The 12455-nt window shown below is 66.1% G+C and carries 11 protein-coding genes; 3 read left to right on the forward strand and 8 right to left on the reverse strand.

Annotated elements, in window-relative coordinates; genetic code table 11:
- Positions 1 to 84: 84 nt before the first annotated feature.
- Positions 85 to 600 (reverse strand): dihydrofolate reductase, encoded by a 516-nt coding sequence (locus F3J45_RS16735; protein WP_167064811.1) that lies wholly within the window; start codon positions 598 to 600, stop codon positions 85 to 87.
- Between the two features lie 65 nt (positions 601 to 665).
- Between F3J45_RS16735 and F3J45_RS16740 the strand changes: the two genes are divergently transcribed.
- Complete coding sequence (locus tag F3J45_RS16740) at positions 666 to 2045, forward strand: DUF2868 domain-containing protein (RefSeq protein WP_205300553.1); 1380 nt, start codon at positions 666 to 668, stop codon at positions 2043 to 2045.
- The gene (locus F3J45_RS16745; RefSeq protein ID WP_167064817.1) at positions 2038 to 3402 is read left to right on the forward strand and encodes a GTPase/DUF3482 domain-containing protein; all 1365 of its coding nucleotides are present in this window, start codon (positions 2038 to 2040) and stop codon (positions 3400 to 3402) included. The genes F3J45_RS16740 and F3J45_RS16745 overlap by 8 nt, the downstream gene beginning before the upstream one ends.
- An 80-nt stretch (positions 3403 to 3482) precedes the next feature.
- Here F3J45_RS16745 and F3J45_RS16750 read toward each other — a convergent pair whose 3' ends face one another.
- From F3J45_RS16750 to F3J45_RS16775, 6 genes are all read right to left on the reverse strand, one after another.
- Positions 3483 to 4031, reverse strand: coding sequence for a phosphonate degradation HD-domain oxygenase (locus F3J45_RS16750; RefSeq protein ID WP_167064820.1), 549 nt, complete (start codon positions 4029 to 4031; stop codon positions 3483 to 3485).
- Positions 4032 to 4155: 124 nt separating this feature from the next.
- Positions 4156 to 5181, reverse strand: a complete 1026-nt coding sequence (locus F3J45_RS16755) for a putative 2-aminoethylphosphonate ABC transporter substrate-binding protein (RefSeq protein WP_167064824.1) — start codon at positions 5179 to 5181, stop codon at positions 4156 to 4158.
- A 30-nt stretch (positions 5182 to 5211) separates the two neighbouring features.
- Positions 5212 to 6924 (reverse strand): putative 2-aminoethylphosphonate ABC transporter permease subunit, encoded by a 1713-nt coding sequence (locus F3J45_RS16760; RefSeq protein WP_205300554.1) that lies wholly within the window; start codon positions 6922 to 6924, stop codon positions 5212 to 5214.
- 13 nt (positions 6925 to 6937) lie between these two features.
- The gene (locus F3J45_RS16765; RefSeq protein ID WP_167064830.1) at positions 6938 to 7996 is read right to left on the reverse strand and encodes a putative 2-aminoethylphosphonate ABC transporter ATP-binding protein; all 1059 of its coding nucleotides are present in this window, start codon (positions 7994 to 7996) and stop codon (positions 6938 to 6940) included.
- A 156-nt stretch (positions 7997 to 8152) separates the two neighbouring features.
- Positions 8153 to 9016, reverse strand: coding sequence for a LysR family transcriptional regulator (locus tag F3J45_RS16770; protein WP_167064833.1), 864 nt, complete (start codon positions 9014 to 9016; stop codon positions 8153 to 8155).
- 9 nt (positions 9017 to 9025) lie between these two features.
- Entirely contained in the window at positions 9026 to 11239 is a 2214-nt protein-coding gene (locus F3J45_RS16775; protein ID WP_167064836.1) for a heavy metal translocating P-type ATPase, read from the reverse strand.
- Positions 11240 to 11323: 84 nt separating this feature from the next.
- Here F3J45_RS16775 and cadR point away from each other — a divergent pair, with 84 nt between their 5' ends.
- Positions 11324 to 11767: a cadmium resistance transcriptional regulator CadR gene (gene cadR / locus F3J45_RS16780; RefSeq protein ID WP_167064839.1), complete on the forward strand. Its 444-nt coding sequence runs from the start codon at positions 11324 to 11326 to the stop codon at positions 11765 to 11767.
- A 128-nt stretch (positions 11768 to 11895) separates the two neighbouring features.
- On the opposite strand, the gene F3J45_RS16785 is transcribed toward cadR, so the two are convergent.
- Positions 11896 to 12455: transposase (locus F3J45_RS16785; protein WP_167064841.1), on the reverse strand; the 560-nt coding region annotated here is incomplete at its 5' end.

The following is a 12455-nucleotide window of genomic DNA, read 5'->3' on the forward strand; positions in this document are numbered from 1 at the left end:
GTCGCTCCTACCTGGGAATGAACCGCTTAGCCGTCGTAGGAGCGACCAAAGGTCGCGATGGGCTGCAAAGCAGCCCCTTCGATCTCAAACCCTATCCCAGACCTCGAAGTGATAAGCCGGCTTGCCTTCCTCAGCCTGCGCCTCACTCGACACCCGCTGCCACTGGCCCTCATCGAACTCGGGGAACCACGCATCCCCCTCTGGCGCCAGCTCCACCCGGGTCAGGTACATCCGGCTCACCAGCCCCTTTTCCAGCGCCTGCCCATAAAGCTGCGCCCCGCCAATCAGCATCAGCTCACCAACGCCCTGCTCCCGCGCCCATTGCTCGGCCCGGGCAAGCGCCGCTTCGAGCGAGGCGAACACCTCGGCCCCGGCCAGTTCCAGCCCGGCCTGCCGGCTGACCACGATGTTCAACCGCCCAGGCAATGGCCGGCCCAGCGAGTCCCAGGTCTTGCGCCCCATGATGATCGGCTTGCCCAGGGTGGTGGCCTTGAAATACTTGAAGTCCCCCGGCAGGTGCCAGGGCATGGTGTTGTCGATGCCGATTACGCGGTTCTCGGCGTGAGCCGCGATCAGGCTGAGGGGAAGTGATGTATTCATGCCAGCGAGGATAGCACCGGGCGTGTGGGTTATGCTTGGCCCTGAACCGTGCAATGGAAGACCTTGTGACTGCTCCCACCCCCCTGGACAAGCGCTGGCTCACCGAAGCGGTACGCCTGCGCGAGGAACATGCAGGCCTGCTGGACGACCAGGAGGCCAACCGCCACGCCCGCCAGCAGGGCGGCGACCTGGCTACACGCATTGAAACCCGCGCGCTGTTCCTGGCCGAGCGCGATGGCATCGCCGGCGCCCTGCGCCACTGGAAGCAAGGCGCCCGCCTGGCCCTGCTGGCCTTGATGCTGGTCGCCGTGTTCAGCGGCGCCGGCCTTGGGTTGGCGGCCCTCGGCGACGGCCAGCGCCCGGTCAATGTGTTCTGGGCCCTGGGCAGCCTGCTGGGGCTGAACCTGCTGATGCTGCTGGGCTGGGCCGTGGGCTTCACCCTGAGCGGCGAACACGGCGCCAGCCTGGGCCGGCTGTGGCTGTGGCTCAGCGAACGCTTCGCCCGTGATGCCAAGGCCGCGCACCTGGCCCCGGCGCTGCTGGTGCTGCTGCAGCGCCAGCGCCTCACCCGCTGGCTGCTCGGCGCGCTGGTGCATGGCCTGTGGCTGCTGGCGATGCTGGCGGCCCTGGCGATGCTGCTCACGCTGCTCGCCACCCGGCGCTACGGGTTCGTCTGGGAAACCACCCTGCTGGCCGCCGACCCGTTCATCCACCTGACCCAAGCGCTTGGCGCGCTGCCTTCGCTGCTCGGTTTCGCCGTGCCGGACGAGGCCATGATCCGCGCCAGCGGCGACACCCTTCCCGGCCTCGACATTGCCCGCCAGGCCTGGGCCAGTTGGCTGCTCGGTGTGGTGCTGATATACGGCCTGCTGCCGCGCCTGCTGCTGGCCGGGCTATGCCTGTGGCGCTGGCGCCGGGGGCGCGCCCACCTGGCGCTGGACCTCAGCCTGCCCGGGTTTGCCCCGTTGCGTGATGCGCTGATGCCCCGCAGCGAGCGCATCGGCGTACAGGATGCGGCCCCCGACGCCCTGCCGCAGTACCAGGCAGGCCAGCTGGAAAGCGGCAGCAGCGGCGCCTTGCTGGTAGGCCTGGAACTGGACGACCAACGCCCATGGCCGCCAGCCCTGCCAGCAACGGTGACAGACGCCGGCGTGCTCGACAGCCGCGAGTCACGCAACCGGCTGCTTGAACAGCTCAGCCGCTTCCCCCCGGCACGCCTGGCAATTGCCTGCGACCCACGGCGCTCGCCCGACCGCGGTAGCCTGGCGTTGCTGGCCGAGCTTGCACGCAATGCCGGGGCCACCCGTGTCTGGTTGCTACAGGCGGCCCCGGGCGAGGCCCTGGACAGCCATCGCCTGGGCGACTGGCACGACGCCCTCGACCGCCTCGGCCTGCCCCATGCCAGCACCTCACCCCTGACCTGGCTGGAGCATGGCCATGACTGAGCCACTGAAACTGGCCGTGGTCGGCCACACCAACGTTGGCAAAACCTCGCTGCTGCGCACGCTCACCCGGGACGTCGGCTTCGGTGAGGTGTCCCACCGCCCCAGCACCACCCGCCATGTCGAAGGTGCGCGCTTATCGGTGGACGGCGAGCCGCTGCTGGAGCTGTATGACACCCCCGGCCTGGAAGATGCCATCGCCCTGCTCGACTACCTCGAACGCCTGGAGCGCCCCGGCGAACGGCTGGACGGCCCCGCCCGGCTCGAACGCTTTCTACAGGGCAGCGAAGCGCGCCAGCGCTTCGAGCAGGAAGCCAAGGTGTTGCGCCAGCTGCTGGCCAGCAACGCCGGCTTGTACGTGATCGATGCCCGCGAACCGGTGCTGGCCAAATACCGTGACGAACTGCAAGTGCTGGCCAGTTGCGGCAAACCACTGCTGCCGGTGCTCAATTTCGTCGCCAGCAGCCAGCACCGCGAGCCGCAATGGCGTGAAGCCCTTGCCCGGCTTGGGCTTCACGCGCTGGTGCGGTTCGACAGCGTGGCGCCGCCGGAAGATGGCGAACGCCGGCTGTACGAGACGTTGGCCTTGTTGCTGGAGGACGCCCGCCCGGCCTTGCAGCGGCTGATCGACGACCAGCAGGCCCAACGCCTGGCCCGCCGGCACAGCGGCAAGCGGCTGATCGCCGAACTGCTGCTGGACTGCGCCGCCTGCCGGCGCAGTGTCGAAGCCGAGCCGGCCGCCGAAGCCAAGGCCATCGAGGCCTTGCGCCAGGACGTGCGCCAGCGTGAGCAACGCTGTGTGGAAGCGCTGCTCAAGCTGTACGGTTTTCGCCGCGAGGATGCCAATGCCGGGGACCTGCCGCTGCTGGACGGGCGCTGGGGGGATGACCTGTTCAACCCTGAGACGCTGAAATTACTCGGCGTGCGGCTGGGGAGCGGCGTGGCTGCGGGTGCGGCTGCCGGTGCCGGGGTCGATTTGCTGGTGGGCGGGCTCACGCTGGGCGCGGCCGCGTTGGCAGGCGCGATTGCCGGTGGTGCGCTGCAAACCGCGCGCAACTATGGGGCGCGCTTGATGGGCAAGCTCAAAGGCCAGCGCGAGCTGACCGTGGATGACACGGTGCTGCGGCTACTGGCGTTGCGTCAGCAGCAGTTGATGGTGGCGCTGGAGGCGCGCGGGCATGCGGCGCAGGACAGCATTCGGCTGGCGGCGGTGGATGAAAAAGCGTGGCGCGAGGGCAAGCTGCCCGAGGCCTTGGGCAAGGCCCGGGCGCACCCGCAGTGGTCCACGCTCAACCCTGGGGCGAAGGTGAACCAGGCCGAGCGGCAGGAGCAGCTTGAGGCGTTGGTTTTGCAGATTTGATTCAGCAGGTTCGGCCCTTTCGCGGGGCAAGCCCGCTCCTACAGATCCCTTGCCCCGCAAAAGGGCCGGCACAGGCAACCTCAAAGCAGGCCCAAGGCCTTCTTCCTCAGCACCCCCAAATCCACCAACGGCACCCCTACCTCCTTGGCCATCTCATCCCACTCACGCATCCGCAGGCTCACCGCAAACAGCGGATCCCCTTCGAATGCATCCGCTTCCGCCTCGCTCATCACCCCGCCCTGGTACCCCAGGGTCCGCCGGCTGGCCTCGCTCAGCCGGTCGTAGTACCCCGGCTGGCGCAAGGTCAGGTAGCGCTTGGCTTCCACGTGGTACTGCACCAGCCGCGCCATGCGCTCGCCGAAGCCACAACGGCGCAGGTACTCGGCACCGATGCGCTCGTGGCTGGCCACACCATAACCGCCCATGCTGGCGTCACCACCGCACAGGTGGCCGATGTCGTGGAAGAAAGCCGCCAGCACCACTTCGTCGTCGAAGCCCTCGGCCATGGCCAACTGCGCAGCCTGGGACATGTGTTCGAGCTGGGTGATGGCTTCGCCGATGTAGTCGTCAGTGCCGTGGCGCTCATACAGGGCGAAGGTGGTGTCGATGATTTGCGTTGGGGTGGGCATCGGAATCTTGTCCTGGCTTTAGAGCGTGGCGGCCCCTTCGCGGGGCAAGCCCGCTCCTACAGACTGCGCACGGTTGTAGGAGCGGGCTTGCCCCGCGAAGGGGCCAAACCTGCCCAATGCAATTCTACTGCTGGGCAACTTTCTCCGACTTGCCGTCATAGCGCTTGCGCCATTCCGTCAGGATCTGGTCGCGGTTCTTCGAGGCCCAGGCAAAGTCGTTCTTGATCAGGCGCTGCTCATAGTCCGCCGGCAGCTCGGTCTGTGGCTTGGCAATGCCCGGCGCGGCCAGCACGGCGAAGTTGTCCTTGTACAACTCCATGGCCGCCGGGCTTGCCGAGAAGTCAGCCAGGCGCTTGGCCGCATCGGCCTTGGGCGAGCCCTTGATCACTGCAGTAGCCTCGATCTCCCAGCCCAGGCCTTCCTTCGGCAGCACGATATCCAGCGGCGCACCCTGGCGCTTGAGCTGCACAGCCGGGTACTCGAAGGAAATACCGATCGGGAACTCACCCGCCGCCGCCAGCTTGCACGGTTTGGAACCGGAGTGAACGTACTGGCCGATGTTCTGGTGCAGCGCATCCATGTAGGCCCAGCCCTGCGGCTCGCCATAGGTCTGCAACCAGGCGCTCACGTCAAGGAAGCCGGTGCCCGAGGACGCCGGGTTGGGCATGACGATCTTGCCCTTGTACTCCGGCTTGGTCAGGTCCTGCCAGCTTACAGGCTTGCTCAGGCCCTGCTTCTCGGCTTCGACGGTGTTGAAGCAGATGGTCGCGGCCCACACGTCCATGCCCACCCAGGCAGGTGGGTTGGCGGCGTCACGGTAGTTGGCGGAGATCTTGCCCAGGTCTTTCGGCGCGTAGGCTTCAAGCATGCCGTTCTGGTCGAGGATGGCCAGGCTGGAAGCGGCCAGGCCCCACACCGCGTCGGCCTGTGGGCGGTCTTTCTCGGCCAGCAGCTTGGCGGTGATGATGCCGGTGGAATCACGCACCCACTTGATCTCGATGTCCGGGTTGGCCTTCTCGAAGGCCTGCTTGTAGCTCTTGAGCTGTTCGGCTTCCAGGGCGGTGTAGACGGTCAGCTGGGTAGCGGCGGCCGACGCCTGCAGGCTGAAGACGGCGGATACGGCAGCGGCAAGTGCAAGGGGCTTGAACATGATGCGGTTCCTATCAGTGTGGGCAGTCGGTCAATGGCTGGGCGCACGCTGGCGCCAGGCCTGGGAGCGGCGCAGCAGGCCGCGGGAAGCGCCAGCCAGCAGCAGGGAAGCCGCCGCGCTGGTCAACAGGATCAGGGTCGACATGGCGGCAGCGCCGCCGACGTTGCCGGCATCGTCCATGTTCAGCACGGCGACGGCGGCAAGGATGGTGTCGGGGCTGTAGAGGAAGATCGCCGCCGACACGGTGGTCATCGCGGACACGAACAGGTAGCGGATGATGTCCAGCAGCGCCGGCAGGCAGATCGGCACGGTCACCCGCACGAAATGCTTGTACAGCGGCGCCTTGAGCGACAGCGCGGCGGCCTCGAACTCGCCGTCGAGCTGGCGCAGGGCGGTGGCGGCGGTCATCTGCGCGGTGGTCAGGTAGTGGGCGATGGTGCACAGCACCAGCAGCGCCATGCTGCCGTAGAACACGTGCAGCGGGTTGTCGCTCAGGTTGAAGAAGAACACGTAGCCCAGGCCCAGCACCAAGCCTGGCACCGCCATGGGGATGAAGCTGAGCAGGCGCAAGGCTTGGTTGAGCAGGCGCTGACCCTGGGTTTTCTCCATCAGGTAGGCACCGGTGAAAATCACGAGGCTGCCGATCAAGGCGGTACACAGGGCCATGGTGACGCTGTTGCGGTAGGCCAGCCAGCCGCCACCGGCGGTGTCGTCGAACAGGTAGTGCTTGAACGACAGGGTCAGGTTGTAGGGCCAGAAGGTCACCAAGGATGAGTACACCGCCATGCCGATCACCGCCAGCAAGGCCGCGCACACCAGCAGCACGATGGCCAGGAAGCAGGCATCGCGGGCCCGCGACGGTTTGGGCTCGAACACTTGCGCACGGCCACTCATGGCCTCGCCCTGGCGCCGGCGCAGCCAGGCATCGACGCCGAAGCTGAGCAATGCCGGCACCAGCAACACCATGCCGATCAGTGCGCCACGGCCGAACTGCTGCTGGCCGACCACCGCCTTGTAGGCTTCCAGCGCCAGCACCTGGTAGTCGCCGCCCACCACCACGGGCACGCCGAAGTCGGTGATGGTCAGGGTGAACACCAGGCAGAACGCAGCGAACACCGCCTGGCGCGTGGCCGGCCAGGTGATGCTGCAGAACGCGCGCCAAGGGCCTGCGCCCATGCTCGATGCGGCATCGAACAGCCGTGCATCGGCCAGCGACAGGGCCGACAGCAGGATCATCAGCGCATGGGGGAAGGTGTAGATGGCTTCACCCAGCACAATGCCCCAGAAGCCGTAGATGTTGTCGTGGATCAGGCTGCGCAGCAGGCCTTGGTTGCCGAACAGGTACACCAGGGCGATGGCCGGCAGCATCGACGGCGCCAGCAGCGGTAGCAGCGAGATGCCCCGCCACAGGCCTTTGGCCGGAATCAGGGTGCGTTGCAAGGCGTAGGCAAACAGGTAGGCCAGCGGCACCACGATCGCCGCCACGCTGAAGGCCACCGCCAGGCTGTTGCCCAGCAACCAGCGGAAGTTGTCGCTGGCGAACAGTTCCCGGGCGGCCAGCACACCGCCCCCCTGGCCGGCTTCACCACTGAAGCCTTTCCAGAAAATCGCCAGCAGCGGCATCACCACCGCCAGCATCAGAAGGGCCAGCAGCAGGCTCTTGCCACCGACGACGAACAGGCGATCACCCAAGGCGACGTCGCTGCGTCGCGCGTGCCTGGCTTGGGGCAGCGGCAGGGACATTGGCGCGGCCATCTCAGGCAAACACCTGCAGGCTCTGCGGCGGCAGGGCCACCCAGATATCCTGCGAGCCCAGGCGCGGCATGGCTTCGGGCGCAAGCTCGGCGAGCAGTGCGTGGCCCGGCAGGGCCTTGAGCTCGAAGCTCATGCGGCAGCGGTTGCCGAGAAAGGTGATTTCGCGGACCTTGGCCGGAAACAGGTTTTCCTCATGCACCACCGGGTTGACGGTGATCGCCTCCGGGCGGCAGAACAGCCGGCCACTGTTGGCCGGGCCTGCATTGGCGGCCAGGCGCATGTTCATGCCCCCCACTTGGGCGTGGCTGTCGCCATTGCGCTGGAACGGCAGCCAGTTGCCCTGGCCGACGAATTCGGCAACGAAGGGCGTGGCCGGCTGGTCGTAGATTTCCTGCGGGGTCGCGTACTGCTCGACCTGGCCGTTGTTCATTACCGCGATGCGGTCGGCCATGAGCATGGCCTCGTCCTGGTTGTGGGTGACCATCAAGGTGGTGATGCCAAGCTGGCGCTGCAGCTGGCGCAACTCGGTGCACAGGTGCTCGCGCACGCGGGCGTCGAGCGCCGACATCGGTTCGTCCAGCAGCAGCAGCGAAGGCGCCGGGGCCAGCGCACGGGCCAGGGCCACCCGTTGCTGCTGGCCGCCGGAGAGCTGGCCGGGGTATTTCTTCTCGCTGCCGGCCAGGCCCACCAGTTCGAGCATGTCGGCCACGCGCTGGCGGCTTTCGTCGCGGCTGCTACCGGTCAGGCCGTAGGCGATGTTGGCCTCGACGGTGAGGTTGGGGAACAGCGCGTAGGATTGGAACAGGATGCCGTAGTCACGGGCCTGGGGCGGCAACTCGGAGATGTCGCGTTCGCCGATGTACAGCGCCCCGCGGTCCTGGCGTTCGAGGCCGGCGATGCAGCGCAGCAGGGTGGTCTTACCGCAGCCGGACGGGCCGAGCAGGCAGACCAGCTCGCCGGCGGCGATGTCCAGGGACACGTCGTTGAGCGCCGTGAAGGCACCGAAACGCTTGTGGATACCGCGCACTTTCATCTGTGCGCCCGGGGTGGCGTGGTTCATGGCAAGGCCTCATCGAACAAGTGAGGCCATGCTAGGAAGGCTGTGCGAAGGTTCTGTGGCGTTTGGGCAAAAGCCGGCGATAGTGGTATAGGCAGATTTTGTAGTGGCCCGCCGGGTGCATGCATTCCCCGGTAGGTCGCGCCTACCAGGGAAGTGTCATACCCCTATGACTTCCTGGGCCACACCCAGGAAGGCCGCTGGCAAGCGGGCCTGGCGCCGCTCTTTCAGGCAGTACAGGTACTCATGCATCACTGGCGCCTGCTCCAGCGCCAGCACCCGCAGCTCGGGATTGTGCGGCACCTCGTGGCGGGCAATCACGCTGATGCCGATATTGCGCAGCACCGCCTCGCGGATCGACTCACGGCTACCGATCTCCAGCAATGCGCCGGCCTTCACCCCGGCATCCTGCATCATCTGCTCGGTGAGCTTGCGGGTGGTCGACCCTTTCTCGCGCATCAGCAGGCAATGCCCCGCCACCACGTCGATGGCCACCTGCTGGCGATGGGCCAAGGGGTGATTACGGTGCACCGCCACCACCAGCGGGTCGCTGCCAAGCACCCGCCGCACCAGCCGTGCATCCTCCACCAACTGCGACGACGCAGCGATGTCCACCCGGTAATCTTCGAGCATTTCCAGCACCTGCTGCGAGTTGCCGATCTCCACCGCCACCTCTACCTGGGGCAGGCGTTCGCGGAAGATTTTCACCAGGTCGAGGATGTAGTACGGCGCGGTGGCAGCAATGCGCAGGCTGCCCTGGGCCTGGCCGCTGTTGCGCAGTTCGAACTCGATGTCGGCCTCTTGCTGCAGCAGCGCCTTGACCATCGGCAGCAGGCGCACGCCCTCCTCGCTCAGCACCAGGCGCCGGCCGCCGCGGTAGAACAGCTCCACCGCGTACTGGCTTTCCAGGTTGCGAATCTGCGTGGTGACGGTGGGCTGGCTGAGCCCGAGCTTCTTCGCCGCCAGGGTGATGCTGCCCAGGCGGGCCACCATGTAGAAGGCTTTGAGCTCGGCACTGAGCATGGAAATACCTCATTTGCGCAGCAGGCGCAGGCCATTGAACACCACCAGCAGGCTAACGCCCATGTCGGCGAACACCGCCATCCACAGGGTGGCCATGCCGGCAAAGGTGATCGCCAGGAACACGGCCTTGATACCCAGCGCCAGAACGATGTTCTGCACAAGGATGGCCGCACTTTGGCGCGACAGCCTGACGAACGCCGGGATTTTGCGCAAGTCGTCATCCATCAAGGCCACGTCGGCAGTCTCGATGGCGGTGTCGGTGCCGGCTGCGGCCATGGCAAAGCCGATCTCGGCGCGGGCCAGGGCCGGCGCATCGTTGATACCGTCACCCACCATCCCCACCCGATGCCCTTGGGCGTACAGCTGCTCGATGCTGCGCAGCTTGTCGGCCGGCAGCAGGTTGCCCTCGGCGCGGTCGATGCCCACCTGGGCGGCGATAGCCTGTGCGGTGTGCGGGTTGTCGCCGGTGAGCATGACGGTCTTGATACCCAGCGCGTGCAGTTCGGCGATGGCCTGGCGGCTGCTGTCCTTCAGCGTGTCGGCCACGGCGAACAGCGCCAGCGGGCCGGAGCGGTCGAGCAGCAGCACCACGGTCTTGCCCTGGCGCTCCAGGGTATCGAGCTGTGCTTCCAGCGCCGGCGAGCACAGGCCCAGCTCTTCGACCAGGCGGTGATTGCCCAGGTGGTAGGTTTCACCGTCGATATCGCCCCGCACACCACGGCCAGCCAGCGCGGCGAAATCGCTGACTTCGCTGAGCGGCAGGCCGCTCGCCTTGGCGAACTGGGCAATGGCGCCCGACACCGGGTGGTCGGAACGGTTGGCCAGGCTTGCCGCCAAGGCCTGGGCGCGCTGCTCGAACAGCGGGTCGAGCACTTTCGCGTCGGTTTGCACGGGTTTGCCGTGGGTAATGGTGCCGGTCTTGTCCAAGGCTAAGAAGTCCAGCTTGCGGCCGCCTTCCAGGTACACGCCACCCTTGATCAGGATACCCTTGCGCGCCGCCGCGGCCAGGCCGCTGACGATGGTCACCGGGGTGGAGATCACCAGGGCGCAGGGGCAGGCGACCACCAGCAGCACCAGCGCGCGGTACACCCAGTCGAACCAGGCACCGGCCATGAACAGCGGCGGGATGATCGCCACCACCAGGGCCAGGGCGAACACGGCCGGGGTGTAGATGCGCGAGAACTGGTCGACGAAACGCTGGGTCGGCGCCCGTGCGCCCTGGGCCTCTTCCACGGCCTTGATGATGCGCGCCAGGGTCGACTGCCCTGCCGCCGCGCTCACGCGGTACTCCAGGGCACCGGCCTGGTTGATGGTGCCGGCGAACACCTTGTCGCCAGTGGCTTTCTCCACGGGCAGGCTTTCGCCGGTGATCGCTGCCTGATCGACGCTGGATTGCCCACTGACCACCTCGCCGTCCAGGCCGATGCGCTCGCCTGGGCGCACCCGCACCCGGGCACCGATGGCCACTTCACGCACGCCGACTTCACGCCACTGGCCATCGGCCTGCTGCACCGTGGCCATGTCCGGCGCCAGCTGCATCAGCCCGCCAATGGCATTGCGCGCGCGGTCCAGCGAATGGGCCTCGATCAGTTCGGCCAGGGTGAACAGCACCATCACCATGGCCGCTTCCGGCCATTGGCCGATCAACACGGCGCCGGTCACGGCGATGCTCATCAGCGCGTTGATGTTGAGGTTGCGGTTTTTCAGGGCGATCCAGCCCTTCTTGTAGGTGCCCAGGCCACAGCCGAGGATCGCCGCCAGGGCCAACACCGCCACCAGCCACTCGGGCGCCCGCCCGCTGAAGTGCGCCACTTCGGCGCCAATCGCGGCAACACCGGCCAAGGCCAGCGGCCACCAGCGGGCCTTGTGCGGCTGCGCTGCGCGGGCAGCACCGTCCTCTTCGGCGGCCAGCGGCTCGGCCTTCATGCCCAGGCTGTCGATGGCCCGCTCGATCTCGGCGGTGCCGGCCAGGGTATGGCGCACGCCAAGGATGCGGTTGATCAGGTTGAACTCCAGCTGCTCGATACCTGCCAGCTTGCCCAGCTTGTCCTGGATCAGGGTTTGTTCGGTGGGGCAGTCCATGGCGTCGATGCGAAACCGGCTGAGCTGGGCGTGGCTGCTGGCCTTCTCGCTCAGTTGCACCTTGGCAGGCGCAGCGGCGGCGCCACAGCAACTGTGGGCGTGGTGGTCGTGCTTGTGGGGGTGGCTGACAGGCTGGTTCATGGGGTCATCCTTAAATTGAGCCTGTTGCCAAGTGAACACCCTGTAGCCACTATAGGGTCAAGCCACTTGCTGGAGATTTCGCCCATGAAGATCGGAGAACTGGCAAAAGCCACCGATTGCGCCGTGGAAACCATTCGCTACTACGAGCGTGAACAACTGCTGCCTGAACCGGCGCGCACCGAGGGTAACTATCGCCAATACACCCAGGCCCATGTGGAGCGCCTGACCTTCATCCGCAACTGCCGCACCCTGGACATGACCTTGGACGAGATCCGCAGCCTGCTGCGCCTGCGCGACAGCCCCGATGGCTCATGCGGCAGCGTCAATGCGCTGATCGATGAGCATATCGAGCATGTGCAGGCGAGGATCGATGGCTTGATGGCGTTGCAGGCGCAGCTGGTGGAGCTACGTCAGCGCTGCAATGCCCAGGGGAGTGAGTGCGCGATTTTGCAGCAATTGGAGGTGAATGGGGCGGTATCGGTGCCAGATACCGAGCATTCACATGTGGGGCGCAGTCATGGACATTGAACCGCCCCTGTAGGAGCGGGCTTGCCCCGCGAACACCGGCGAAGCCGGTGCCATCCACCGCGGTGCTTGCTTCGCGGGTCAAGCCCGCTCTCATCAAACAAAATGCAACCCACTGATTTTTAAGGCACTCAGGCAGCGACAAGTTGATACCCCAGTTTCCGGGCTTTGCGCAGCAAAGCCCGGAGCTGGCGGTCTTGGCTTTTGGCTTCAAACTCTTCCAAGCCTTGCTCAACATAGCTTTGCTTCTTCGTAAGCAGCGTGTAGACCAGTCGAGCGAGTTGATGCGCTGTGGCCTTGATCGCACAACTGGTATCCATGCGGGTCATCCTGGCGCGATGCGATGCCCCAATGAACCCTTTGTCATTGCGAGCATTCGAAGCTGCCTGCTTGAGCGCCTGAGCCGCTCTGTTGATTATCTTGGGGCCACCTCCTGATAGCTGTCGGCCCCCCGAAATTCGGGTTGGGGGCGCTAGACCCAGCCAGGAGCAAAAATGCTGTGAGGACGGAAATCGCGAAAGATCAGCACCTATCTCACCGGCCAGAACCAACGCGGTATCCACCCCAATCGTGGGTATGGCCGTTAAATCCACACCCAGGACCCGCCACAGCGCCTGATGCAAGGTTGCTTGATCAGCTGTGTTTCGATGGGGGCTTCGCAGTACTTTGCGAGGCTCTTTTGGCTTTTCTT

It is taken from the genome of Pantoea sp. Ap-967 (genome assembly GCF_011752565.1).
GTDB lineage: Bacteria > Pseudomonadota > Gammaproteobacteria > Pseudomonadales > Pseudomonadaceae > Aquipseudomonas.